The sequence below is a fragment of the Stieleria sp. JC731 genome, assembly GCF_020966635.1.
Classification (GTDB): domain Bacteria; phylum Planctomycetota; class Planctomycetia; order Pirellulales; family Pirellulaceae; genus Stieleria.
Genome location: NZ_JAJKFQ010000001.1, coordinates 1,694,484 through 1,721,177 on the forward strand (window position 1 = coordinate 1,694,484; position 26,694 = coordinate 1,721,177).

A 26,694-nucleotide genomic window follows, 5' to 3' on the forward strand; every position below is an offset into this window, starting at 1 on the left:
GTGAATGGCTATCCATGTAAAACGCATGAAGTCGCTTTTGACCTTCAGTACCAAAATTCAATGAACAATATGCTGACTGCCCCAACATCTGCTCCAGCTGATGCACCGCCCTGTTCTCCCGTTCGTATTCAGGATGTTGGTAAGACCTTTCGACAGGGCGAGCAACAAGTTTCAGCACTACAAGACATCGATCTTGCGGTCCAAACGGGTGAATTCGTCGCCATCATGGGAGCCTCTGGTTCAGGCAAAAGCACCCTGCTGCATCTGATGGCAGGGTTGACCCAACCGAGTTCAGGATCGGTTGTCATCGATGGGACGGACTTGTCTTCGCTGTCAGATCGTGCGTTAACGTCCTTTCGGCGTGAGCGGATCGGTTTGGTGTTTCAGGCGTTTAATCTGGTGCCCGCGTTGAACGCCACCGACAACATCTTGCTGCCATTGATGGCTGGTGGGTTGCGCGAGGACTGTGCTGACTTAGTGACCGATCTTGCGACCCGATTGGGGATTGCGCATCGGTTGGACCATCGACCAGACTCGCTCAGCGGCGGTGAACAACAACGGGTGGCGATTGCTCGTGCCTTGATTACCGCCCCTTCGATGTTGCTCGCCGATGAGCCGACCGGCAGCCTCGATTCGGTCACTGGTCAGGCGATCTGCAAGCTGCTGCGCGAATTATGCGATCAGCAAGCACGAACGATTGTCATGGTGACACATGAACCGAGTGTCGCGATCTGGGCGGACCGAATTGTGGTCCTGAAAGATGGTCAGCTCGTTCACGAGTTTTCTGCTAGCGACTACCCCGATGCGCATTCATTGGCCGCCCATTATCAAAGCATTTTGAACGAAAGCACTCATGACGAATCGATTACCGATTGCCAGTCAGTGTGAATCGCATCGCACCCCATTTCGCAGGGACGAAAGCGGCGCCTTTTTGGGCAAGCGAAATCTGCTTGCTGATCAACGTTACAAGCGTGCTAGTGAGGATTGAAGTCACTTCGGGTGATTCCACGTCGTTTCACGCTTTCGGCTGTTGCAATTGATTCGCAATAGCGATAGTTTTCAGGTTAGCAAGCGAATGAGTGTTTCTCTTAGCCAGCCAGACCTTTTAGGCGAACGTCGCAGCGGAACTGCGGAATCGATTTGCCTACTTCGGGCGACACGGTCAGAACCGTGCTCGCGACCGAGTTCTTTACCCCTCAGGCTGCAAAAGTTGGAGCATTAGAATGAATTTGTTTGTTAAGAAGTCCCCGCGTTACCGTTCCCATACGCGGAATGAGCGAGGTTTCACTCTTGTCGAATTGCTGGTTGTGATTGCCATCATCGGCATCCTTGTCGGACTGCTTTTGCCTGCGGTCCAGGCCGCCCGCGAAGCTGCACGTCGGATGAGTTGCAGCAACAACATGAAGCAGATCGGGTTGGCACTGCACAACTATGCTTCGGTGTATCGAGAGCGATTCCCCAACGCCGGATATGCATGGCCCGGTGGGTATCCCAATGACTATTCGCCGATGGCCAAGCTGTTGCCGTTTCTTGAGCAACAGGCGCTGACTGATTTGATCGATTTCGATTTGTACCTCGGGCACCCCGCGATCGCTGATATTCCCGAGGGTCTACACAAGGCCGCCGGCACAGCCGTGCCGACGTACCTGTGTCCGAGTGATCCGGAAAGCCCGACTCACATCACAACGATGCCTTCGGGGGCAAACTTAACGATCGCGGGAACGAACTATGCGATGAATCAGGGAAGCGGGATGGATGAAGTTTTCCACCCCAGCTTTGACGAGGCCGATGGGCTTTGCTGGGTCGGTGCCAAGATTCGTTTTGCATCAATCTTAGACGGGACGACACACACGCTGGCGTTCGCCGAATCGTTGCGTGGTCCGACCGGTTCGCCAACCGAATTGGCAAAGAACAGCAACACGACACAAGTTTATCGGGCGGCGATGACACCCGATGCGGCAACGTTAGTGATGCTGGATAATAACGATCTGGAAAGCCTTTGGCCAACGATTCCAGGCTGGAACGGTGATCGATTGTCGTTTTGGCTGCGTGGCTGTTCGCCGAGTGGTCCGATCATGAACGGTCGACTGACACCAAACGCGACGGTACCCGATGTTGTCCGCGGGTCGTCAAAAGTCACTGCCGCTCGAAGTCACCATACCGGCGGTGTCATCGTGGGGCTGTGTGACGGAAGCGTGCAATTCATGACCGATTCCATCAACGCTGAAATCTGGCATGCGATGTGGACTCGACATGGCAAGGAAGTCAGCACCAACGAAATAGCCGGTCATTAGCAAGGTGTCGCCGTGAATGATCTCGTGCCTGACCGTTTGCCATCGGATGTTCCGGACGGCGAATCAACTGAGTTTCCAAATCGCAAACGCAAGAGCAAGAATCGACGCTCTTATTGGATGCGCCAGTTTATTGCTTGGCACTGGATCAGCTCTGCGGTCAGTCTTGTCGGCATGCTGATGTTTGCCGTGACAGGGATCACGCTCAATCACGGTTCCGAGATCGAATCCGAACCGGTCAGTCGCTTCGAATCGCTGTCGCTTTCATCTGAACAATCCGATCTGGTGCAGGCGTTACCGCTGGAAGGTCGCCAAGCGTTGCCAAAGGAACTCGCGTTTGACTTGGGGCGGCAGCTTGAAATCGCCTTGCATCATCGGGAAGCGGAGTATTCCGAGGACGAGATCTATTTGTCAATGCAAAGCCCCGGAGCCGATGCTTGGCTTGCGATCGATCGGGAAAGTGGTGATGTGGAGTTTGAAGAAACACAACGTGGCTGGATCGCCTTTTTCAATGATCTTCATAAAGGGCGCCATACCGGATTGGTCTGGAAATACTTCCTCGACGTCTTTTCGATTGCGACGATCGTTTTTTGTTTAAGCGGCTTGTTGTTGTTAATCATGCATGCCAAGCGAAGGGCGATGACGTGGCCGCTGGTCGCTTTCGGGTTGCTTGGTCCGTTCATCTTGATCGCGGTGTTCATGCACTAGTCGCTCACAGCTATTTGAATTCAAAACTAGATGGTTGATTCCTTCGCCATCAATCCATTCGAAACCTAAAGGACTCTTCCGATGAAACATCTGTTGGTTTGGTTACTCGCAGCCGGGTTTGGCGTTTCGCGTTCATTTGCCGAGGAGTTAAACGTCTCGATTGAAATTCCGCGTCTAGACGTATCGGAATACCACCGTCCGTACGTTGCGGTTTGGATTCAGACACCCGATCGGAAAGTCGTTTCCAATCTCGCGGTGTGGTATCAGCTGCGTGGCCGACGAGAAGGTGCCGGAACGAAATGGCTGCCCGACTTGCGTCAATGGTGGCGTCGATCGGGACGAGGTTTGGAGATGCCAGTCGATGGTGTTTCCGGTGCGACGCGGCCGGCTGGCAAACATGAACTGAAGTTTTCCGGCAACGAAAAACCAATGTCGCAACTAAAGCCGGGGAAATACACCTTGTTGGTCGAAGCGTCACGCGAGGTCGGTGGTCGCGAGTTAATTGAGATCCCATTTGAATGGGGAAAGGTTACTGAGCAGCCGCTGCGATCTGAAGGAAAAGAAGAGCTGGGCGAAGTCACGGTGTCTGTCACGAAGTAGTCGTTTTCGAGGGACCCATGGATTCTGATTTTTCATCAACTCACCAATTGTCCTAACACAAACTGATTCCATTTCACCATTCGGTAGGAACTTTCTATGATCCGTTCAACAGTTTTTTGCGTCTTGGCGCTGGTCTTCCTGACTTCAGCGAGTCATGCACACAAGGTTTGGTTGCGACCATCGCAAACGTCTTTGTCAGGTGCCGAGCCTTGGGTCACCGTGGATGCCGCGGTATCGAATGACTTGTTCTACTTCAATCATTTTCCACTTCGGTTGGAGAACTTGGTCATTGTGGATCCGACCGGCAATCAGGTCGAAGCTCAGAATCAGGCGGTCGGGAAATACCGAAGCGTCTTTGACGTGGAGCTAAAAGAAAAGGGGACTTACCGAATCGCCATTTTGAATCGAGGCATGTTTGCCAGCTGGGAAAAGGATGGCGAGCGTCAACGCTGGCGTGGTAATCCGCTGTCATTCGCCGGGGTCGTTCCTGAAGGCGCCACCAACGTGAGCGTATCAGAGTCCTTTGGTCGAATCGAGACATTTGTCACCAACGGTGCTCCCAATGACGCCGCATTGAAGTCGACCGGTGAAGGAATCGAATTGATCCCTGTCACTCACCCGAATGACCTGTATGCCGAAGAGGAAAGTACGTTCCAGTTGCTGGTCAACGGAAAGCCCGCGACCGAGATGGAAATCGAAATTCTCAAGGGCGGGACTCGCTATCGGGATAGCTTTGATTCCGTGAAAGTTAAGGTCGACGATGAAGGCAAGTTCTCATACACATGGCCTGAACCTGGTATGTATTGGCTGTCGACTTCGAAGTCTGACAACGATACGGCTGTTGCCAATGCGACCCAACGCCGGATGAGCTACGCGGCGACTTTGGAAGTTTTGCCACAGTAGTGTGTCAGCAACGCAAGGTCGCCGGAATCGCAAGGTTGTGCGTTCGGCACAACGACACGCTAAGCAGGTTCGACTTGGTCCAGGTATTCATCGATCGTCGTTAGTAACGATTCGATTCGTGGTAACAAATCGTTGAATGCCTGCAGCGAATCGGTCGCGTCACCTGCTTTGCCTTTCCGTTCCAGTTGCTCAACAATTTGGACAGTGTCGCTCTGATGGAAATAGTCAATCGCCTTTTTAAGCTGTTGAGCTGACAGAAGGGTTTGCTGGGCATCCCATTGGCTAACGCTTTGAGAGAGTTGCTGCGATGATGCTCGGATTTCTACCGCATGTGTCTTGATGATCTCTCGTAGCTCGTTCGTTGCGCCACCGGCGTTTTGAAGCAGGACATTCCAAGGGATGTCCGAGTTCTTCGGAGACTCAATCGCAGCGGCCGACTGGGGCAACTCGGGCGATGTATCCGGGGTATTCTTTTGTGTCGCGACTTCGATCGCTTTAAACAGTCCTCGCGGATTGACCGGTTTAGAGACGTAACTATCCATCCCGGCTTCGATACACTTTTCTCGGTCACCGATGAGAGCGTGGGCGGTCAACGCGACGATTGGTGTATGTCGACCCGTCTCGCGGTCATGCGCCCGGATGGATGCCGTCGCCTCAATTCCGTCCATTTCGGGCATCTGGATGTCCATCAGTACCACATCAAAAATCCGGTTGCACGCCGCTTTCACGGCTTCCCGTCCATTTTCGACAACGGTGGTGCGATGACCGGCTGCGTTTAGGATCGCCAGAGCCAGTTTTTGATTGGGGATGCTGTCTTCGGCAAGCAAGATGTTCAGCGTCCCTTGATTGGGATCGATGTCCGGATCCTTAGCCACGACACCGAGGTCTTTGATCTCAACCTCATCACGGATATGAAGCGAGCGGACGATCAATTCGTAGAGCTCGGATTGTTTGACCGGTTTGACCAGCATCCCGGAGACGTTGCTGGTGTTTAATGTGTTCAGGTCACCGTCATACGATGACGATGTCAGTATCAGAAACGGGATCTGTGAATAGTACTCATTCGAATCAGCCAGAGTTGACGCCAATTGATAGCCATCCATCTCCGGCATGTTCAAGTCGGAAACGACGATATGGTAGGCATTGCCTTGATGGACGCTATTTCGCAGTGTTTGTAATGCTTCGCTACCGCTACAGGCGGAATCCACATTGATCCCATGTGTTTCAAGCATATCGCGAAGGATGACACGATTCATTTCATTATCGTCAACGATCAGCACATGGGTCGACTCAAGTTTCTTGATTAGGTGTCGCCATGGTGTGATTGTCATTGTCTCACCACGTTGGAAAACCGCGGTGAAGTGAAACGTGCTTCCATGGTCCAGTTCGCTTTCGACTTGGATATCGCCACCCATTGCTTTGGCCAGTCGCGACGCAATCGAAAGACCGAGCCCTGTTCCGCCAAATTGCCGAGTGGTCGAGGTGTCTGCCTGCTCGAAGTTCTCGAAGATCGTATGAAGCTTATCTTTCGGGATTCCGACACCGGTGTCGGTGACACTGATTCGAACTTTGATTTGATCTGGCTGGATCGCTTCTCCAGAATCGACCCGTACTTCAACGAGTATGTTTCCAGCAGGAGTGAACTTTATCGCATTTCCGACCAGGTTCAGGATGACTTGTCGCGTCCGGCCAGAGTCCCCGACGAGAATGTCGGGAACGTTGCGCGCGATGCGGCATGACAGCTCTAGCCCTTTTTCGTGAGCTTTCACTGCAAAGGTTTTCAGGGTGTCGCCGATCAGCTCACGAAATGCAAAGTCATGGTTTTCAAGGACCAGCTTTCCGGCTTCGATCTTTGAAAAATCAAGGATGTCGTTGATGATCTGCAGTAGCGAGTCGGCGGATGTCGAAACGGTTTCCAGGTAATCGCGCTGTAGGCTATCGAGCGAACTATTGAGAACCAAATCGGTTAGACCGATGATCGCGTTCATCGGAGTTCGGATCTCGTGACTCATGTTCGCAAGGAAGTCGCTTTTCGCTCTGGAAGCTCGTAACGCGTCTTCGCGCGATTGGATCAACAAGGATTCTTGTTGCTTTCGTTCGGTTAAATCGACAACGACGCAAAGGGTGAATAGTTCGTCGTTGGTGCGGACAGGAGTCAGTCCGATCTCGACAGGGAACGCGCTACCACGACTGGTTTTCGCCGTCAGGTCTTTACCCGCCCCCATCCGACGAACGGTCGGATCATCGCGGTACGATTGCTGATAATCGTGATGGATTTCACGGACGTTTTCGGGGAGCAAATTCCCGATCGAGTGTCCGACAAGGCGGCCATCGCCGTACTCAAACAGTTTTTCCGCCTGATGGTTCGTGAGAACGATTTTACCTTGTTCGTCAATCATCAACATCGCCACAGGTGCGGAGCTGAACACCTGCTGTAGCAACTCTTCGCTTCGCTGCAAGATATCCTTGGCTTCACGAAGTGCCCGGCTTTCGTTACCGAGTTGAAATCGCATTTCGTTGAACTGTTGTGCCAGGATTCCTAACTCGTCGTCGGAATTGCTATGGACCGGCGCATCAAGATCGCCAGCGGCAAGACGTGCCGATGCCTCTGTCAGTTCGACAATGGGAGCCGAAAGCCGTTTGGCGATCCAGTTGGAAATGATGGCAGTTGCGATCCCCAAAATGATCGTCATCAAGATCGATAAGGTCGCGATGAAATTAGTCAACTGCGAGACTCTGGCTGACTCGGATTTCATCAACGTCAAATGGTGATCACTTAGCTGTTCCAAAAGGCTGGTCAGTTCGTTGGCGATCGGTACCGCTTCGGTGTTCAATCGATAACGCGCGACATTCCAAGGCTGAGTGTCTTCGCTGCCGATCAATTCATCGCAAAGAGCTCGATAGGCAGACAGCTCGCGGTGGATCAGGGCGACCAGTTGACGTTGTTGATCATCAAGTTGGTCTTGGTTGTCGATCAGGAATTGCAATTGCCTTTCGACAATCAAAAGCCACTGGCTAAGTTCACTGGTGTCGATTTCACCTTCTTGGTCGATGAATTGAAGCGGTATGTTTTGGCTACGGGTGAAAAAGCCTCGGATGTCAGCCATGGCGGCCAGCAGGGCATGTCGGCCTTCGGCCGGGTGGCGTTTTTCCAGATCGATGGTAGCCGTAATTGAGATGAAAATCTGGTCACCGATCGGTCGCAGATGATCGGTATAGAAAACACGCAGCGGCTGGTTGCCAGGGGTGTTCGCGACGTCTTCGATCCACCACTGCGTTTCACGTAGCCGTTGCAGCGATCGCTTTACCTGTTGGAGGTCTTGGTACATTGACGTGTCGCCAGCCGTTCGGTGTAACTCCGATAGGTGTCCGAACGCGGGATCAATCACGTCATCCCAAGCGTGTAAACGTTCCCTTTGGAAACTTTCGTCACCCGAAACGATCCAGCCACGCAGCGATGCCAGTGACTCTTGGACACCGGTGACAATTTCCATGGAATCTTGCGCTGCTGGCGCACGGAACTGCGTCAGGCGAATCGTGTGCTTGCGCAGCGTCAGTTGCAGAAGAAAAACGACGACGAGGCCGATCAAGCCCAACATCGCGATCGATAGGTGTGATCGTAGAAGTTGGCGTCGAAGCGGTTTTCGAACCTGAGTTTTCTCGCGGGGGCTCTGTGCGATATCTTGATCGATCATGGCTATTGCTGATTGCTCGGCGAATCAATAGAGCCAAGCCATTCCGGGTGCGCTGTGCTGTACTGATCAATCTTTTCGAGTTGCTGTTTCAGGATTCCTACACGTTGAAAAACATGTGCCGGGAATTTACGCCCAGATGAGTAGACCTCTCGTGGGGGCAACGCGTTTGGCAATCGTGAATGAAGGTATGCCAATTCGGAAACCACAAGCGACGCAAGGTTCAGCACGTCGCCAGGTTCGATTTCAATGTAACGTTGGTTCCGTGGCTCGATTTCAAGAACTTGCAAGCCTGACTTCATCGCGAGATTGCGGATCTTTTCCAAGCAGTCGAGCAACTCCGCATACACATCGGCTGGCATTTTGTTGGGCTCGAACTTTGGTTCCAATGGCATCACCTGCCCGGAATCGGTTTGTTCCAGCAAACGAGACGTGTAGCTAATGCCCACGGTGACTTGTTCAAACACCTCACTTGGTGAGATGCGCTTATCCAGCAGGTAATTGAGCTTTCGGTTCGCCAACACAACCGACTCAAACAACTGTTCCGGCGAATGCTCCGTGATAGAAGTCACAGTCAAGTTTGGACTGGAAATTTGATAACGTTGTTTGACGCTGTTGATCCGATCGATCGTTGCTTCGACCAACATCATGACGTCAGAGTATTGGTTCGATGCCGTTGAAGGCGGATTGCTGCGTAGATGTTTGCGAGTGTGGTCAAATGCGAATCGATCCGCGATCCGAAAAAGAACTTGCGATTGGAAATAGATCTCCCGAGGTCCGACATTGCGTGCAATGAAGTCCGACTGACTATGTCTCTGTCGGCCCATGTAATCAGCGATCGCATCGAGGTCGGTATGTACTTGCAACATTCGACCAATGATTTGATTGGCAGTGATCGGATTGTTCGATTGCAACGGCGCGGTTTGATTGATCTCCTGCGACGTATGCTGTGGGGTAACCTGTTCCGACTCGCTACCGGGGCTTTCCGTCGGATCGCCTCGGTCAGCAGCATTCGAAGTCGTAGCTGTGACCATGAGGCACAGCACCACGAGTGCAGTTGTGATCATAAGTGCAGGCGGAGACGCCAGAAGAACGCTTTCTAAGCGCGGCCAATCCCGGTGTCTTCTTTGATCACCTGAGCAATCTTTGATCGGGTTGGTAGCCAGCCGACGCGACAGCCATCGTAGATAGATAGTTTTCATCTCGCGAACTCGTTTCTGTTCAGAAACTTCCTGGGGCGTGCGGAGAATAGAGGATTCGGGAGGAAAGCTTGTTGCTGTTTTCGCTACAAGTTTCCCTCTTTGCTGGCATTTCCTCCGACGCCGATTTCGACGGTGGTAGGCTCGTCCAGTCCTCTGCAACATTGAAAGATAAGGCGCTCTTCGGGGGGCATACCCAAAGTGTCCTAAAACCCGATGGAACGTCGCCCGGATTGCGTAGGGAAAGGGTGAGGTGGTTGTAAGGGAGGATGTGGCGCCTCTAGGGCGGTCAGGTGTTTGACTCCCCGCTATTGTTTGTTAAAAAACAGCGAAGCTGACGCCGTGTGTTGGCGCTTTTCTTTGAATGGAAGGGTCGATGGAAGCAGAACCAGGGCGGGGACATCATGTTCCCTCGGAAAAACAACGCCTGTTACTAGACGATTTCATCAACCTGCACTTCGCATTGCGTTCACGGGTCGAACGAGAAGGCGCCGAACTTCAATCACTCGTGATGCAGTCGCTTGAAGCACGAGCGGGAGGCGTAGCGTTTCCAAGCAGTGATGGTGGTGAACCGATTGAGTCGGCTCCCTTCTTCAAATTTATTTAGAAGCGAAGCAGCTTCCGTTGATACCCAGCCCCGCGACTGCTTTTTAGACACTGTGCTTCGTCAAGCAGAAAGCTTGGCAACGCGGAATCGATTTCAAAGCTGTCTGATACTCTCGACTGTCTGGACTGAAGCAAACAGATTCAAGCCGGAGTGTACGTCACCGAAGACTTAAGACGATCCCTTGATCTTGTCGCCGCCCTCGAGAACTGCGCGTTTACTACAAATGTTTCGCGAACGGCAAGGCGTTGATTCAAGCCTATCGTGATCGTGCGTTTATGTGGTTGATATCTTTGACTCGCGGTGAATGCCGGATTTCCATCACGACAAAGGCGAGACTAACAGCGGTGATTCCAAGTAAACCCATAATCATGGTGATCTCCCTGTAAGAGTTATTCAGCTGATACCACATGATGCAACTGCTATACCAGCTCAACTAGCAGAGCTTTTGAGATGGTTCTGCTGCTCGCTGCGTCTAAAAGTTGGAACTGATCTCAATTTGATACTTGGCGATGCAATCATGCGTTCGTCGGAAATTACTAAACCAACGATCGGATGTTCAGCTGTGAGTGCTTCTGCAGAGCTACCACTGAAGACTTCCCGCGGACTGGTATTCGGTTACACGCGTTTCAAAGAAGTTCTTTTCTTTTGAAAGGTCCATTGTCTCGCTCATCCAAGGAAAGGGATTGCTGGAGCCGTACTGTTTTGGAAGACCAATTCGTTCGAGCCGGCGATCGGCAATATGTTGGACGTAGTCGCGGAACAGATCCGCGTTCAGTCCGAGGATGCCCGTTGGTAGACAATCGGAAGCGTATTCCAATTCCAATTCAACGGCTTGGCGGACGCGCTCAATCATCTGTTGCTGAAAAGTTTCCGTCCACAACTCGGGATTTTCGGCCTTGATTCCGTTGATTAGATCGATCCCAAAGTTTAGATGAATCGTTTCGTCACGAAGGATGTATTGAAACTGTTCACCAATCCCTGTCATCAAATTCCGTCGATGGAATGAAAGCACCATCACAAAGCCGGTGTAGAAGAAGATCCCTTCCATGATCAGGTAGTAGCCGATCAGATTTTTGAGAAAGGCTTGGGCTCCTTCGACAGTTGCTGTGGAAAAATCGGGTTGCATGACCTCCGTAGTCAGTTCGGTTTCAAAGGCGTCTTTCTTCGCAATCGAGGGGACTTCGTGATACATGTTGAAGATTTCGCCTTCGTCCAGTCCCAAGCTATCGACAACATACAGGAAGGTGTGCGAGTGAACTGCCTCCTCAAATGCTTGGCGCAACAAGTACTGCCGACATTCGGCGTTGGTCACATGTCGAAAGATTGCCAAGACAAGGTTGTTTCCGACCAAGCTTTCTGCGGTGGAAAAGAATCCAAGATTGCGCATGATGACACGACGTTCGGCACCGGTTAGCTGATCGCTGCGCCATGTTTCGATATCTTTGGTCATCGGAACTTCAGTCGGCATCCAGTGGTTGGCACAACCATTGTTGTAGTGTTCCCACGCCCATTGGTATTTCAGCGGCATCAACTGATTGACATCCACTTGGGCACAATTGATCAAGCGTTTGTCGGTGGCGGCGAATCGTTGGTTCATGGTTCTGGTGTGTTGAGACAAAGAGCGGGCTTAAACTCGGGGATCAGTTGGAATAGGGCACGTTGATCGGACGCGTAGCCATACAGCGAGAGATAGACGTGTCGGTAGTTGGATTGGACCGGCTAAGACGAGATCGTCTTGCCCAAGGTGAGTTGCGTAAAAAGGGCCGTTTCGATTGGGTAAGTCGAATCCGCCTGCGTCAGTCAGAATGATCAAACTTCCATCGGGCTCGAAACGCTGCCACGATCTCGCAACACCCGGAACGTGTTCCACTCGAAAGGCGCGTTCGATCCACTGTTGATAAAATCGCATCGTTCATGTCGATTGCTGAAGCAACAAAGAACTGGCTTCATTACTGCTGAGAGTCACTTCTGAATAGATCCCATCCGATGCCCCACCGGATAGGTCTTCAGCTGATCGGCGCGTTACTGGCAGGCCTCACACTCGGGGTCTTCAAGGCTGCATAGATTCGCAGATGCTGGGTCTGCTCGATCAACGCGGATCTCTGATGAAGAACTGGACGACTTCATCCAACGCGGCTGGATTCCGTGGCGATTGACATCCACCGTTGACTTTTCGACCTGAGTCGCGGCAAGCGAACGAAGGTAGTACGTTGTCTTCAAACCACGTTGCCAAGCCAATTGGTACATCGCGTCGATCGCTTTGCCGCTTGGATGCGATACATAGAGGTTCAGCGACTGGCCTTGGTCGATCCACTTTTGCCGTCGGGCGGCAGCATCGATCAGCCATCGCGGGTCAATTTCAAACGCGCTACAGAACAACGCTTTAACGTCGTCGGGAATGCTTGGCATTTCCGCAAGAGTTCCGTCGTGATATTTCAGTTCGTCGAGCAGTTCAGCGTTCCATAGACCTCTTTGTTTCAATTCATCGACTAAGTCGTTATGAACTTGGATGAAGTCTCCAGACAGATTGCTTTTCGCGTAGAGGTACTTGTAAGTCGGCTCGATCGATTGGGTGACACCGATGATTGTTGATATCGTTGCCGTGGGAGCGATCGCTAGGCAGTTGCTGTTCCGCATCCCACAAGCCGCGATCTGCTTACGGACGATCTCCCAGTCCATCGTTTGACGTCGATTGACTTCAATTTCCTCACCACGTTCGGCGGCTAACTGTTCGATGGTGTCGATCGGCAATAGACCACGGTCCCACTTTGATCCTTGGTAGGTCTCGTATGTGCCTCGCTCTTCGGCCAGTTTTGACGATGCCAATATCGCGAAGTAGCTGATCGCTTCAGAGCTTTCGTCAGCGAATTGCATCGCGTCTTCGCTGGCATAGCTAAGCCCCAGTTTTTGCAAAGCATCTTGGAATCCCATCATGCCCAGACCGACAGGACGGTGTCGAAGATTCGCGTTGCGAGATTTCGGTGTCGGATAGAAGTTGATATCGATGACATTGTCCAGCATCCGCATCGCCGTCGTGATCGTTTGCCGTAGCAACGCGTGATCAAATTCTCCGTCGATGATGTGAGCCGCCAGATTAATGCTGCCCAAGTTGCAAACGGCCGTTTCGTCTTCGTTCGTGTTAAGCAGAATTTCGGTGCAGAGGTTGCTGCTGTGAACGACGCCAGTGTGGTCCTGGGGGCTGCGGATGTTCGAAGGATCTTTGAATGTGACCCAGGGGTGGCCAGTCTCGAACGTTCTGGTCAGAAGTTTCCGCCATAGTTCAACCGCACTGACTTGACGAAATTGTTTGATCAATCCGATGGCCGCTTGTTCTTCATAGTGTTCGTATCGTTCTTTGAATGCCACGCCATAAAGGTCATGCAGGTCCGGCGTCTCATTGGGGCTAAAAAGGGTCCACTGCCCTTCTTCGCGAACACGCTGCATGAACAAGTCAGGAATCCATGCGGCGGTGTGCATGTCATGGGTTCGACGACGATCATCACCCGTGTTTTTTCTTAGGTCCAGAAACTCTTCGAAATCCAAATGCCAGGGTTCAAGGTACGCACAGACAGCGCCCTTTCGTTTTCCGCCTTGGTTGACAGCGACCGCTGCATCATTGACGACTTTCAAAAACGGGATGACGCCTTGGCTGGTACCGTTGGTGCCTTTGATCAACGATCCCGTCGCCCGGACACTAGTCCAGTCGTTGCCTAGCCCGCCCGCCCATTTCGAAAGCATCGCGTTGTCACTGATACACGCGAAGATGTCTTCCAGGTCATCTTGCACCGTTGTCAGATAGCAACTGCTCAGCTGCGGGTGTTGTGTCCCGCTGTTGAACAATGTCGGTGTGGCGCTGGTAAATCGAAACGACGATAGTAGGTCGTAAAACTCAATCGCACGGTCGGTACGATGCGATTGCGGTTCGGCGAGCGCAAGGCCCATCGCGATTCGCATCCAAAAGTACTGTGGCGTTTCGATGCGTCGTCCATCGACATGCAGCAGGTACCGGTCGTAGATCGTTTGGACTCCCAAGTAGCGAAACAGTTGATCGCGATCTGGGCGAAGGGCTTCACGAAGTCGGGCGAGATCAAAGTCGCGGAGTTGGCCAGACAAGCGACCTTCACGAATCCCCTCGACAATCATGTGTTCGAAGCGATCACGATATTGGCGAGTGAAGTTGTCGGCGATTTGCGTGGTGCCCAACGCGTGGCGATACACAATCGAAAGCTGCAACGCTGCCGCCAATCGGTCGTAGGCTGGGTCACGTTCGATGCGACTGCGGGTCGTTAAAACGAGTGACCGTGCGACGTCATCAGGCGTCATGCCGTCGAAGCCACTTCGCACGACTTCGTTGACAATTTCAGCGACGTTGATTTCGATTGCGTTGGCTTCCGGAATAGCTTTTAAGTATCGCTCCATTCGATCCGGGTTAAATCCCACGCGAACGCCGGGTTCAATTTCTATATGAAACGCAAACGACGGCTGTGAGCTGGCTTTTGTGACATCGTCCAGTGAATCATCTTGATGGCGAATCGCTCGGATACGGGCTTGTTCGGTTCGATACAAGATGTAGCGACGAGACACTCGGTAATGCTGACGCTGCATGAGACCGATTTCGACGATGTCTTGGATTTGTTCTACGCCAAGTGACGTACCGGCTTCGGTCTGTTTTGCAATCTGGATAACATCGCTAACAATTGCCGCTATATCTGATTCGATGTCATGCGGAATCGACGATTCCGAAGCCACATTCAATTCGGCTGCGAACGCTTTGCGAAGGGCGGTCGCGATACGGTCAGAGTCGAAACCGACCATGCGGCCATCTCGTTTGCAAACGGTTAGCTCTGTTTGATTGGAATCATTCATTGCAAGTCTTCCTCGCGGCACCGGACCTGGTCCGGCAAGAAGTGATCAGAGAATTTGAAGATGGTTGACGAAGGGATCGCAGGGGCTTTCCGGTCCAGGCGTCAAGTAAGTTCTGCAGCTTCGCACGAGTTACCGCGAAGCCCGCTAGGAGGCTGGCTGCAACGTGGTCAGACACAGATAGTCATATTGCGAGAGACGATCGCGTTTGTAATCCAAACAATCCGCTGCAATCGATCCAGCGGCGGAGATTGTGGAGGCCATCATCGGCGGCTTAATTGCACCGCTATCGCATTGTTTCGGCCGAACGTCTTTGGCGAGCGTTCTGCACGATTGTGCGTTTCTGTTGACTATTCGATGACGACCAACGACCAATCTCCTCGCGTGTGCGTCCACAGCCTAGGCAAACCGCTTCGGTGTTCAATTTGCAGACGCCATTGCAGGGTGATGCGATTGGCTGAATTTCAGCTCGAAGTGACCGTTCAGAATCAATTTGTTCGTTGATCATGTCGACCATCAGCCTTTCGATGTACGTTTTCTTCGCAGTGAAACACCAACAGTCACAAATCCGAGCAGGGCGAACGCCGAGGGTTCGGGGATCGCACTGACATTTAAGACTCCGATCGCACCTGTTGAGAGTCCGACGTAGTCAAAACCAGCGGAGTTGGCTGTCACCCAGTTGTCGAGAATCGGATTGCCCAAAGAATCCCGTGAGATACCGTCGATGGGGAATCCATTTTCATCCAGTAGTTCACCGCTGCCGACGACATCAACCAAACGCACGTAGCCAATGTTGTTGAGGTCTAACACGCCGCTCAGCACTAGTGTGTCGCTTTGAAGTTCTTCAAGATCGAACGGCGTTCCCCAGTTTGATGCGTGCTTTCCAGCAAGGTTGTAGACATTGGATACGTCGAAGCCTTGGAACGCTCCGCTTCCAGCGCTAGCTGCCGTATTCAATGAGATCGACGGGAATCGCAAAAAGTCAGACCCATTGCTAGATACTTCGACGAACGCGAATTCGGCAAACAAAGAAGTGCTACCACCGAATCCGAAACCGTTTTCAAAGACGGCGAAGTCTGCACCGATTCCATTGACGATTGGTGAATCAAAACCAAGTGTGATGGATCCGGGTTGGTCGATACCAATAAACCCATACGTGTCCGACGTGTCATTGACGTCTCCGCCATACAAATCCGTGAATGAGCCTGCGTGCGCGTTTGTCGGTTCGGTGCCGATCTCGGGTTGGTATCGTTTGTCAAAACCGCCTAAGCCCTCCGGACGTGCGATAGGACTGTACAAATCACCTAATGAAGCAAAGCCTGAACTAGGGTCGTTCAAACTTGATCCCACACCCGGCGCCGGTGCATAGTCAACGACACGCGATTCAAAGATAGAGATTGCTGATCGGGCGATTGGGTTGTCGACCGCGCCCTCCGTGATTCCGGAATATCCCGAGTACGGGCCTGCTTGTTGTGCTGATGTTGAAGTCGCAAAGGTGACGATCGCGGCAAATGCCAACATGGCTTGGCGATGCGGTGACAGCGAAATGTTCACGGTAGGTGATTGATTTGAAGGCGACGCTTCCGGCAGCGGTGTTCGACCATCTGCGTTGCATGCAGCAATGCCGCTATCACAGCAACAGCGAAATGCCGATACAAAACTTGAGCGTCGCGATAACTTAAAGAGATGCGTCAACGATCAACAATCTTGAAGATTGCGTTCGTTGCAACGACCGCCCCAATCCAGGAGGGCACTAAGCCGTCTTGCCTTTGGTAGGTCTTCTGACTCACCACCTTTCCCTCTCACTCGTGGCCTTCTCATTTCTCATCAGCATCTCTGCAAATAAGAAACAATGGCTATTGAAGAATCGAGTGACGGATGCGATCGAGTAAAGATCGCGGGTGGCATACAGCGGCCGGACCGTCCCGGAATTTCACCGGAGTTCCCTGTTCACCAGCACACACACGATTCGCAATGCTGGTCACCAAAGGCAGGCAGATCCTATCGCAGTTGGGAATGCTGTCAAGCAGATTTTTAACGCTCATAGAACTCGGGGCCCGCGCGTCGTCTATCACGATATTGGTTTCCTAGCCATCGTGAAGTGTAGGTAATGTCAGCGAGATGGTCTGCCCTTCCGCTATCTAGACGGAACGCTTGGCATAGCGATTGCATCTTGTTCCAGTTGGCGTTTGACATGGTCGATCGTCAGACAGCTGGTTCAAAAAATATGCAGCATTCAAGTGAACTGCAGGGATCGGCTGTTCAGCAGTTTCGATACAGACCGAGGTTCAGACGTGCGTATCCCAGAAAAAAGCAACCATGAATCTCGACCCCATGATGTTTTCTGCATTGCGGCATCAATGGGTGGTATTGAAGCCATATCCGAATTGTTGTCGTATCTTCCGGGCGATTTTCCCGGGTCGATTTTCATCACACAGCACACATCATCGATTAGCCGACGCACGTATCTGGCCGACATTTTTGGACGAAGGTCAAAGTTGCCTTGTCAGCTTGCAATTGATGGCGAGCGGTTTCAAAAGGGGCATATTTATGTTGCCGTCCCCGACCGGCACTTGCTGATCGACTACGACACGGTTCGAACCACGGTTGGCGCCAAAGAAAACTACGCACGACCGGCGGCCGACCCGATGTTCCGTTCTGCCGCAGTTCATCACGGCGGTGCATCGGTGGGCATCGTTCTGACAGGAATGTTGGACGACGGTGCGGCCGGTTTAGAAGCAATCAAGCAGTGTGGTGGCAAGGCTCTCGTTCAGCACCCCGAGACAGCTGTTGCACCCGACATGCCTAGCAACGCGATGCGCTATTGCGAGGTCGACGGGATTTTACCGCTCGATGGCATTGCGTCTGCCATGTCATTGTTAGCCGAATCATCTGCCGGTGAATCCATACCCGCATCGCAATCGACGATCATGGAGCTGCAGTTCGCGATGACTGCCGAAAGCAACATACCAGCGGAACAGCGGATCGGAGAGCTGTCGCCGTACATGTGCCCAGACTGCAACGGTCAAATGTGGAAGGTCGAGCAATCCGCAATGCCACGCTTTCGATGTCACGTCGGGCATGCGCACACGTTGAAATCGTTGTTGGAATATCACAGTGACGCTGCCGAAAGAATGGCATGGTCATTGTTGCGAACGCTGCGCGAGAAAGAACGTTTGACTCGGCAACTCGCGGATGAAGAAAGGAGGATGCATCGCACGGCGTTTTCAAAGTTGCTTGATGAGCAAGCGGACCAAGTAAGTGAGCAAGCTGGTTTGGTTTCGCAATCGATCAAGTTGACTCCGAACATCAACAGCGTCGGTGCAAGGCAGGAAGACCCAGAGGTTTCACAAGCGTAGACCATCAACCGTCGGTAATGCGAAGTCGGCTCAGTGAGAATAGACCTGAGCCGTAAAGGCGCTAGCCGCGGTTGCGTTGCCTTTCTCATTATCAAGCTCGTACGAGGCTCCCGCCTCGTATGCGATGTCTCGCAGGCTCCGCCTGCACAGTGCATCCACCCCATCAACCGTCGCTAGCGCGAACGCGGCTCAGTATGTTTTTTCCTGAGCCGCAAAGGCGCTAGCCGCGGTTGCGTTGCTCTCGTCATCTTCAAAGATCTGTCAAGCACCACTCACTCAACCGTCGCTAGCGCGAAGTCGGCTCAGCATGTTTTTCCTGAGCCGTAAAGGCGCTAGCCGCGGTTGCGTTACTCTCATCACCCTCAAAGATCCGTCAGCACCACTCACCCAACCGTCGCTAGCGCGAACGCGGCTCAGACAACTCTTCCATACCCGCTGCATCAACAAAAAAGCCGAGCGATGAAACCATCATCACTCGGCCTTTTCGAACGTTAAACAGCACTGCGTTTACAGTTGTGATTCGATTGCCTTCACCAACGCACTGTCACTCGGTTTCGTAGGCGGAGCGAACCGCGCGATCAGCTTGCCTTCGCGGTCGATCAAGAACTTTTCAAAGTTCCAGCTTACCGAACCGGCACCTTTTGGCTTCACGTCTTTGCTGGTGAGATACTTATACAGATCGCAAGCGTCTTCGGCGTTCACTTCAACTTTGCTGAACATCGGGAACGAAACGTTGTGCTTGGTGCTGCAGAACGTTTTGATTTCCGCATCGGTTCCTGGTTCCTGGCCACCGAATTGGTTGCAGGGGAAACCGAGGATGACAAAGCCCTTGTCTTTGTACTTTTGATACAACGCTTCCAGGCCAGTGTATTGCGGTGTGAGGCCACATTGGCTGGCGGTGTTCACGATCAACACCACCTTGCCTTCATAGTCTTCCAGGTCGACCTCTTTGCCATCGATGTCTTTCATTTTGAAATCGAGAGCACATTCGTGGTCATCTTGTTTTTCCGCGGTAGCCATTGTCGTTAAGGCTCCGAAAGCCATGAGAGCTGAAAGGATAAAACGCATTGAAGATTCCTTTGGTTGAGGCGAGTTGTTGTGGAGGGGATGGTTCGCGGCAGGCTCAGACGTGTGGGATGCGTTGCTGTTCAGGCTCCCTGTCAGGAGTCCTAATGCTTCGTTCCATATGGAAATACGGGTTCGGGGCATTAGCCGACGGGCATCAGCCCCGGTTAATGCACTGAAACCGTGGCTAACGCCATGCGGCTAATCCTAAAATCGAGTTGGAACGAAGCACTCTTTCCACGGGCCAGCGTCAGTCTGGCGAACTTGTCGCATGATAGCGACTTGGCAATTGCCGCGCACGTGTGACGTCCGCCTGGCTTGTCTGCCGCCAAGGTCCACCCTGTCGTCGGTTGATCTGCTGTTGTGGCGTCCAGAACGCTATTGATCGCTTGGGTGTGGCTTGGAAAAACGCAAAAAATTTGTCAGTCAGGGTGACTCTGAGGGGCAAGCTGGTAGCAACGAGGGAGCGTGGGGATTAACTTTTGTTTCTCGCACGGAATTGCCAGCAACGTCTTGACCGAACCCGGTACCATCGGCAGCATTCCGGATCCCCTCCTTTAAAGTACTCCTTCTCGCCTTGTGGAGCTCCCCGAATGGAACAAGCACGTGGAAAATTGATGCTTGCCAGCTTTTTGACGCTGGTGGCTTCTGGAATTGGTTTTGCAACACGAACCGCTGCCGGAGGCCCGTGGGAGAGAGAATTTGATTTGGGCGGGGGCGATTTCGGTGCAATCCTTGGTGCCGGATTCCTTGGCTTCGGTTTGATGATCTTCTTCGGTGGGATCCTGGTCGAGAAGTTCGGTTACAAAAAGCTTCTCGTCTTGGCGTTTGTCTTGCACCTCGTTAGTGCGGCGATGCTGTTTGCCGCCAACCCATTGTTTGACGGATGGCGCGAATCGGATCCCGAAAACGCGACCAAGAATGTCTTCAATGTTCTATTTTGGAGTGCGTTCCTGTTCTCCATTTGCCAAGGTTTGTACGAAGCGGTGATCAACCCGCTGATCGCGCAGATCTATCCCGAAAACAAGACACACTACCTGAACATTTTGCATGCCGGTTGGCCTGCGGGAATGATCATCGGCGGTTTGTTCGCCGCAGGTTTCATTGGCGAAAACTGCTGGTTTGTTGAACTGCCATGGCAATGGGCACTTTCTAGCTTCGCAATCTTTGTGATCGCTTACGGCGTATTGATCCTGCCCGAAAAACTGCCCGATACCGTTGGTGAATCGTCGGGAAGTTTCGCGGCCGTATTCTCGTGCTTCGCTTCGGTGCCGTTCCTGGTGTTGATCGTTCTGCACGCTTTGATCGGCTACATGGAACTTGGTGTCGACTCTTGGATGACCAAGTTGATGGAGAACCTGTTGCCAAACTCGGTTCTGATCTTGGTTTACACCTCGGCGTTGATGTTCATTCTGCGTTTCTTTGCCGGGCCAATCGTTCACAAAGTCAACCCAATCGGACTGCTCTTCGGTAGCTCGGTCATCGCTTGCTTGGGCTTGCTGTGGTTGGGATCGCCAATTCAAAGTGTTGGCATGATCTTCGTCGCTGCGACCTTCTACTCACTCGGTAAAGCGTTCCTGTGGCCGACGATGTTGGGTGTCGCGGGCGAGCGTTATCCACAGAGTGGTTCGGTCGCGATGGGTGCCTTGGGGGCTGCCGGTATGTTGTGTGTCGGGCAAATCGCCGGTCCACGAATCGGTACCCAGCAGGGGTTCGAGATGAGCCAAAACCTTCAGGCAGAAGCGGCGGAAACGTTCGAGCGTTACGCCGATCCCGAGCCGGTCAGTTCATGGGGCTATGAATATCGTCCTTTGAATGCTGCAAAGCTGAATGCGGCTAACGGAACAGAGTTGGCGGAAGGCGAAGGCGTCGACGCCTCCGCGATTTCCAACGCGACTTTGATTCCTGAAGAGGAAAAGGAAGCATTGGTCGCCAACGCTGACACGGATATTCCAGCGGTTCAAGCGTCATACCTTTACGGTGGACGCCAAGCGTTGACTTTGACCGCGTACGTTCCAGCAATGATGGCGGTCGGGTTCCTCGGCTTGATGATCTACTTCAAGTCCATCGGGGGCTACAAAGTCATCACCCTTGGTGGCGAAGAAAAAGATCACGAGTCGGCTGACGACGCATTGGATCAGCCGGTTCCCAGCGAGTACTAATCCCGCTTGATCCGGATCGAATGAACTAATGACGCCCCGTCAATTTCTGGCGGGGCGTTGTTTTTTAGACATCGGACAATGAACGCGCAATCCTTTCTGCCATCGGCGTTGCGACGGAGTTTCGGGCGGTTTCTAGAAAGAACCGCCCGACCGGCAAAGGCCCCCTGAGCAATCGAGGCCTGAGCGTCTAAAATCCCGCTTTCTTCTAGGCCAATTTCCCCTATTTTCCCCCTCAAAGTCTCGTGCTGCGAACACACACCTGCGGCGAACTGCGCAAAGAACACGTCGGAACCGAAGTTACCCTGTGCGGTTGGGTCGAAAATCGACGCGATCACGGCGGAGCCGTCTTCATCGACCTGCGAGACCGTTACGGTTTGACGCAAGTTGTGATCGGCCCCCCCGAAGCCGGTGCTGCACAGATTGATGCCGCCGGACACGTGCCGATCGAAAGCGTGATTTTGGTGCGTGGAACGGTGGCCAACCGCTTGGAAGGCAAGACCAACGAAAAGCTGGCGACTGGCGAAATCGAAGTCCGCTGTCCCGAGCTAAAGGTCCTGAACGCTTGCCAGACCCCACCATTCACCCCAAGCCAAGCTGACTTGCCGGGCGAAGACTTGCGGTTGAAGTATCGCTTCTTGGATTTGCGTCGTCCCGAAATGCAACGTGCGATGGTTCTGCGAAGCCAGATCGTCAAGACGATGCGCGATTACTTCGCCGAGCACGACTTTATTGATGTCGAGACGCCGATCTTGGGCCGCAGCACCCCCGAAGGTGCTCGCGACTACTTGGTCCCTAGCCGCGTTCACCCGGGCAACTTTTATGCGTTGCCGCAGTCGCCGCAGCTATACAAACAGATCTTGATGGTCGCCGGTTTTGATCGTTACGTCCAAGTCGCCAAATGTTTCCGCGACGAAGACTTGCGTGCCGATCGCCAGCCAGAATTCACCCAGTTGGACTTGGAAATGTCGTTTGTCGATTCAGACGACATTATGGGACTGATTGACGGTCTGGTTTCTAAAACGGCCAAAGAGATTCTGGGCAAGGATGTGCAATTGCCACTTCCCCGAATGACTTATGACGAAGCGATGCGTCGCTTTGGGCATGACGCGCCTGACTTGCGTTTCGGGATGGAAATCACCGACGTGACTTCGGTTGGCAAGAAGACCGAATTCCGCGTCTTCCGCTCGGTCGCTGACTCGGGCAACTTCATCCGCGGCTTGCGAGCCGAAGGTGCTGCCGAAAAGTACTCGCGCCGCCAAATTGACGAGCTAACCGAGTTCGTTAAAGACTTCGGAGCGAAAGGACTCGCGTGGTTCCGCGTCGAAGAAGACGGCTCACTTTGGAGCCCGATCGCGAAGAACTTCGAAGCGGAGCATCTTGCCGAAATCAAGTCGCTCATGGGCGGCGAACCCGGCGACTTGTTGTTGTTCCTTGCCGATTCGTGGGAAGTCACCTGCAAAGGCCTCAACGCATTGCGTAAACGACTGGGCGCCGAGCTTGAACTGTACAAGCCCGGTGATCTGCACTGCAGTTGGGTGACTGAGTTCCCAATGTTTGAACGTGATGACGAATCCGGCCGCTGGGTCGCGATGCACCACCCCTTCACCGCTCCACTCGAATCAGACTTCGAAAAGCTCGATAGCGATCCCAAAGGGTGCCGCGCCCAAGCGTACGATCTGGTGATCAACGGTAGCGAAGCAGGTGGCGGGACCATCCGAATTCATGACCAAGGCATTCAATCGAAGGTCTTTGGCTTGATGGATATCGACGAGGAAACCGCTGAGGATCGTTTCGGGTTCTTGCTCAACGCGTTGCGTTTTGGTGCTCCACCACACGGCGGTATCGCATTGGGAATCGACCGTTGGGTCATGCTGTTTGCAGGACTAGAAAACATCCGCGAAGTCATCGCGTTCCCGAAAACCCAAAAGGCATCGGACTTGATGACCGAAGCACCCGGTTCGGTTGACACCGCACAACTGAACGAGCTTCATTTGCGAACGTTGGCAAACAAGTCTGAGTAGTAGCCGCGAAGGCTTTTCATATTTGGATAGGACCAGATAACCGTCGCTAGCGCGATCACGGTTCAGTCCGTCATGCCCTGAGCCGCTTCGGCGCTAGCCGCGGTTACGTGAGCAAGTTGTTTTCCGGCTACTCGTGCGAGGCTCCTGCCTCGCATGCAATGTCTTCCAGGCTCCGCCTGTCCACGGCATCGACTCCATCAACCGTCGCTAGCGCGATTCGGCTCAGTATGGATGTCCTGAGCCGCTTCGGCGTTAGCCGCGGTTACGTGGGCAAGTTGCTTTCCCGCTACTCGTGCGAGGCTCCCGCCTCGCATGCGATGTCTTCCAGGCTCCGCCTGTCCACGGCATTACTTTCATCAACCGTCGCTAGGGCGATTCGGCTCAGCATGGATGTCCTGAGCCACTTCGGCGCTAGCCGCGGTTACGTGAGCAAGTTGCTTTCCCGCTACTCGTGCGAGGCTCCTGCCTCGCATGCAATGTCTTCCAGGCTCCGCCTGTCCACGGCATCGACTCCATCAACCGTCGCTAGCGCGATTACGGCTCAGTATGGATGCCCTGCCCGCTTCGGCATCGACACCTGCAAACGGACTCTTCGCTCTGCCATAATCACGCACCACTAGGAGCGAATCGCAACGGGCGAGAACTTTTCTGTCCGCACTGCATTTCGTCGTCGATCAGATTAATCTGTAATGACCTGATCAAGACCCCCACTCTCTCGCTGCGAAAGCTTGATGCCGTCGACCGATTCGCAACCCATTCTGCTTTCTAAACGCAAACGTTTATTGATCAGTGCGGTCATCGTGTTCCATTTGCTTGCCGTGGCGCTGCCTCCGCTGGCGTTCCAGACGATGACGGTCGACGGGCCATCGCCGATGATCAGTCGTCTAATAAAACCTTTTGAAGGCTACGGCGAGTTCTTGCATATGAATCGGGGATATGCGTTTTTTGCACCCGATCCCGGGCCGAGTCATCTAATCCAAGCGGCGATCATCGATTCCGACGGAAGCATCACGGAGCAGATGTTTCCTGATTTGAAACAACAGTGGCCTCGTCTGCTGTATCACCGTCACTTCATGCTTTCTGAATTTTTGCACGAAAGCTATTGGCCGCCAGGGCCACCGGACGAAATGTTTCAAACCGATCGCGCGGCGGCTGAATATTGGCAGCAGCGACGGGCACGATATGAATTCATTCGTCAATCGATGGTGGATCACCTCAAATCGGTCAACGAAGGACGCGAGGTTGCGATCCGTCGGATCGAACATGGGCTTCCTGCACTCGCAGACTTCGTCGCCGAGCCCATCGAGTTGACTGACCCAAGGCTTTACAACCTACTGCTCGATCAACCGGTCTTCTCAGACCAGATTGCACCCTCTTCCAGTCAACCTGAAAACGTTTCCACCGAAGAGATCCCGGCCCCGAAAACTCAGCCGAACCAGACGCAATCTTTCGAGTCATCCGAAGAGGTTTCGCGATGACAAATCAGCCAACACAAGCGACATCTGATCAGGCCGGGTCCTATTCGGAATCACTTTCGAAGTGGTTTGACGTCTGGGATCGGTTCTGGTTTACGCCACGGTTGCCGCATGTCTTATGTGCGATGCGTATCGCGGCAGGTGCGATGTTGTTTTATTGCCATCTTGTGCTTTTAGGAAGTCTGTTGGACTTCGTCGGCCCGAATGGCTGGATCAACAGCGAGATGGCGAGGCAGCTTCATGACGGAGCGTTCGGCGCCAACGATTGGGCAAGAAGTTACTTGTGGCATATCGAAAGCCCCACGCTGTTATACGCTCACCACGCAATCACGTTGGTGATCATGGCTGCGATGACAATCGGTTTGGGAACTCGGATCGTTGTTCCGATCGCTTTGTTTCTGCAGTTGATGTACTTGCATCGACTGACAGGCGCGCTTTTCGGTCTCGATCAGATCGTTACCTACATCACCATGTATCTCGTGATCGCACCCAGTGGCGCATGCTTTTCGGTTGATGCGTTGTTGCGAAAGCGATTTGTCGAAGGGGCTGCTGGCTCAAGATTCGTGGCTTGGTTGTTGCCCGATGCGTCGCCCAGTGTCGCGGCAAATATCGCGACTCGGCTTTTGCAGTTGCATCTTTGTGTGATTTATCTCTTTGGTGGGCTTTCCAAAGCACGCGGCGAGACTTGGTGGAATGGCATGGCCGTTTGGTATGCCGTTTCGAATTTCGAATATCAATCGCTGAATATGACTTGGCTTTCCAGGTATCCCGCGATCATTTCGGCGCTATCCAATGCGACGTTATTTTGGGAAGTCTTCTATTGTGCTCTCGTTTGGCCTCGCGTCACTCGGCCATTTGTCCTTGGCATCGCTGTCATGGTTCACGGCGGGATCGCGTTGTTTCTTGGCATGATTACTTTTGGGACGATGATGATTGTTGCCAATGGGATCTTTCTATCGCCGAATCTATTCCGCTCGCGGGAAGACAAACTCGCTGACGAAACACACGGGGTTGATATAGAACTGTCCGAAGATGAAGCCTTGGTGGCGAGTGAAAGTGAATTGGATCGTCAGCTGGAAAACCCGGATTTGTCTGCCGATGAACGGGAAAGGCTGAAAAAGAAGAAACAGAAAATTCGCGAGGCCGCCGAGCGAATCAATCGTCGTTACAAGGCATTGAAGCAACGAGAAGCGAAGTACGAGGTTCGCGTCAAAAAGTTGCGGCAGCGAGAAGCAAAGATCAAGGATTTGGTAGAGAAGCGGCGGGCACGAAATCGCAAAAAGCCAAATCAAGACGACGAGTAGGACGAAACGCAAAGAAACCGTCGCTAGCGCGATCACGGCTCATTGTGCGTCTCCCTGCCCACCCTCTTCCTGAGCCGCAAAGGCGCTAGCCGCGGTTACTTCTCTCTTGTCTCCCTCAACGCTCGTGCGAGGCTCCCGCCTCGCATGCGACGTCTTGCAGGCTCCGCCCGCCACGAATCACTCAACCGTCGCTAGCGCGAATCCGGCTCAGTTTGCTTTTTACTGAGCCGCATCGGCGCTAGCCGCGGTTTCTTCTCTCTTGTCTCCCTCAACGCTCGTGCGAGGCTCCCGCCTCGCATGCGATGTCTCCCAGGCTCCGCCTGCTACGAATCACTCAACCGTCGCTAACGCGAATTCGGCTCAGTGTGCTTTCCCTTTTGCCGCGTTTGAAATCCCCACCACTGCCCTTCTCTTCAAAACCGACGCAACGACTCGCTTTCGGTTA

General features: G+C 53.0%; 19 protein-coding genes and 1 riboswitch. Of the genes, 11 read left to right on the forward strand and 8 right to left on the reverse strand.

Annotated elements, in window-relative coordinates; translation table 11 throughout:
- Positions 1-69 precede the first annotated feature (69 nt).
- From LOC67_RS05750 to LOC67_RS05770, 5 genes are all read left to right on the forward strand, one after another.
- Positions 70-888 (forward strand): ABC transporter ATP-binding protein, encoded by an 819-nt coding sequence (locus LOC67_RS05750; RefSeq protein WP_230261603.1) that lies wholly within the window; start codon positions 70-72, stop codon positions 886-888.
- 335 nt (positions 889-1,223) lie between these two features.
- The gene (locus LOC67_RS05755; protein WP_230261546.1) at positions 1,224-2,294 is read left to right on the forward strand and encodes a DUF1559 domain-containing protein; all 1,071 of its coding nucleotides are present in this window, start codon (positions 1,224-1,226) and stop codon (positions 2,292-2,294) included.
- Positions 2,295-2,306: 12 nt separating this feature from the next.
- Positions 2,307-2,999 carry a PepSY-associated TM helix domain-containing protein gene (locus LOC67_RS05760; RefSeq protein ID WP_230261547.1) on the forward strand — a complete coding sequence of 231 codons (693 nt, stop codon included), beginning with the start codon at positions 2,307-2,309 and terminating at the stop codon, positions 2,997-2,999.
- A gap of 81 nt (positions 3,000-3,080) precedes the next feature.
- The gene (locus LOC67_RS05765; protein ID WP_230261548.1) at positions 3,081-3,599 is read left to right on the forward strand and encodes a DUF2271 domain-containing protein; all 519 of its coding nucleotides are present in this window, start codon (positions 3,081-3,083) and stop codon (positions 3,597-3,599) included.
- A 96-nt stretch (positions 3,600-3,695) separates the two neighbouring features.
- Positions 3,696-4,502, forward strand: coding sequence for a DUF4198 domain-containing protein (locus LOC67_RS05770; protein WP_230261549.1), 807 nt, complete (start codon positions 3,696-3,698; stop codon positions 4,500-4,502).
- Between the two features lie 59 nt (positions 4,503-4,561).
- On the opposite strand, the gene LOC67_RS05775 is transcribed toward LOC67_RS05770, so the two are convergent.
- The gene (locus LOC67_RS05775; protein ID WP_230261550.1) at positions 4,562-8,197 is read right to left on the reverse strand and encodes a response regulator; all 3,636 of its coding nucleotides are present in this window, start codon (positions 8,195-8,197) and stop codon (positions 4,562-4,564) included.
- Between the two features lie 2 nt (positions 8,198-8,199).
- On the reverse strand, positions 8,200-9,228 hold the full coding sequence (locus LOC67_RS05780) for a hypothetical protein (RefSeq protein ID WP_230261551.1): 1,029 nt from the start codon (positions 9,226-9,228) through the stop codon (positions 8,200-8,202).
- A gap of 541 nt (positions 9,229-9,769) precedes the next feature.
- Here LOC67_RS05780 and LOC67_RS05785 point away from each other — a divergent pair.
- On the forward strand, positions 9,770-10,000 hold the full coding sequence (locus LOC67_RS05785; RefSeq protein WP_230261552.1) for a hypothetical protein: 231 nt from the start codon (positions 9,770-9,772) through the stop codon (positions 9,998-10,000).
- 580 nt (positions 10,001-10,580) lie between these two features.
- On the opposite strand, the gene LOC67_RS05790 is transcribed toward LOC67_RS05785, so the two are convergent.
- The 5 genes from LOC67_RS05790 to LOC67_RS05805 all read right to left on the reverse strand — a co-directional run bounded on the left by LOC67_RS05790 (position 10,581) and on the right by LOC67_RS05805 (position 17,059).
- Positions 10,581-11,618 carry a ribonucleotide-diphosphate reductase subunit beta gene (locus LOC67_RS05790; protein WP_261366497.1) on the reverse strand — a complete coding sequence of 346 codons (1,038 nt, stop codon included), beginning with the start codon at positions 11,616-11,618 and terminating at the stop codon, positions 10,581-10,583.
- Between the two features lie 404 nt (positions 11,619-12,022).
- Positions 12,023-14,866: a ribonucleoside-diphosphate reductase subunit alpha gene (locus tag LOC67_RS05795; protein WP_230261554.1), complete on the reverse strand. Its 2,844-nt coding sequence runs from the start codon at positions 14,864-14,866 to the stop codon at positions 12,023-12,025.
- Between the two features lie 283 nt (positions 14,867-15,149).
- Positions 15,150-15,380: a DUF1289 domain-containing protein gene (locus LOC67_RS27695; protein WP_410001113.1), complete on the reverse strand. Its 231-nt coding sequence runs from the start codon at positions 15,378-15,380 to the stop codon at positions 15,150-15,152.
- Positions 15,380-16,417 carry a PEP-CTERM sorting domain-containing protein gene (locus LOC67_RS05800; RefSeq protein WP_230261555.1) on the reverse strand — a complete coding sequence of 346 codons (1,038 nt, stop codon included), beginning with the start codon at positions 16,415-16,417 and terminating at the stop codon, positions 15,380-15,382. Before LOC67_RS05800 ends, LOC67_RS27695 begins: the two co-directional genes overlap by 1 nt.
- A 199-nt stretch (positions 16,418-16,616) precedes the next feature.
- A riboswitch (cobalamin riboswitch) is annotated at positions 16,617-16,867 on the reverse strand.
- A gap of 30 nt (positions 16,868-16,897) precedes the next feature.
- The gene (locus tag LOC67_RS05805; protein WP_230261556.1) at positions 16,898-17,059 is read right to left on the reverse strand and encodes a hypothetical protein; all 162 of its coding nucleotides are present in this window, start codon (positions 17,057-17,059) and stop codon (positions 16,898-16,900) included.
- A 98-nt stretch (positions 17,060-17,157) separates the two neighbouring features.
- On the opposite strand from LOC67_RS05805, the gene LOC67_RS05810 reads away from it, so the two are divergent.
- Positions 17,158-18,222, forward strand: coding sequence for a chemotaxis protein CheB (locus LOC67_RS05810; RefSeq protein WP_315861032.1), 1,065 nt, complete (start codon positions 17,158-17,160; stop codon positions 18,220-18,222).
- Positions 18,223-18,729: 507 nt separating this feature from the next.
- Here LOC67_RS05810 and LOC67_RS05815 read toward each other — a convergent pair.
- Positions 18,730-19,242 (reverse strand): glutathione peroxidase, encoded by a 513-nt coding sequence (locus tag LOC67_RS05815; protein ID WP_261366721.1) that lies wholly within the window; start codon positions 19,240-19,242, stop codon positions 18,730-18,732.
- A 638-nt stretch (positions 19,243-19,880) separates the two neighbouring features.
- On the opposite strand from LOC67_RS05815, the gene LOC67_RS05820 reads away from it, so the two are divergent.
- The 4 genes from LOC67_RS05820 (at position 19,881) to LOC67_RS05835 (ending at position 26,249) form a co-directional block, all read left to right on the forward strand.
- Entirely contained in the window at positions 19,881-21,449 is a 1,569-nt protein-coding gene (locus tag LOC67_RS05820) for an MFS transporter (RefSeq protein WP_230261557.1), read from the forward strand.
- Positions 21,450-21,691: 242 nt separating this feature from the next.
- Positions 21,692-23,470: an aspartate--tRNA ligase gene (gene aspS, locus LOC67_RS05825; RefSeq protein ID WP_230261558.1), complete on the forward strand. Its 1,779-nt coding sequence runs from the start codon at positions 21,692-21,694 to the stop codon at positions 23,468-23,470.
- A 731-nt stretch (positions 23,471-24,201) separates the two neighbouring features.
- The gene (locus LOC67_RS05830; protein WP_230261559.1) at positions 24,202-24,948 is read left to right on the forward strand and encodes a hypothetical protein; all 747 of its coding nucleotides are present in this window, start codon (positions 24,202-24,204) and stop codon (positions 24,946-24,948) included.
- The gene (locus LOC67_RS05835; protein WP_230261560.1) at positions 24,945-26,249 is read left to right on the forward strand and encodes an HTTM domain-containing protein; all 1,305 of its coding nucleotides are present in this window, start codon (positions 24,945-24,947) and stop codon (positions 26,247-26,249) included. Before LOC67_RS05830 ends, LOC67_RS05835 begins: the two co-directional genes overlap by 4 nt.
- The last annotated feature ends 445 nt before the right edge of the window (positions 26,250-26,694 follow it).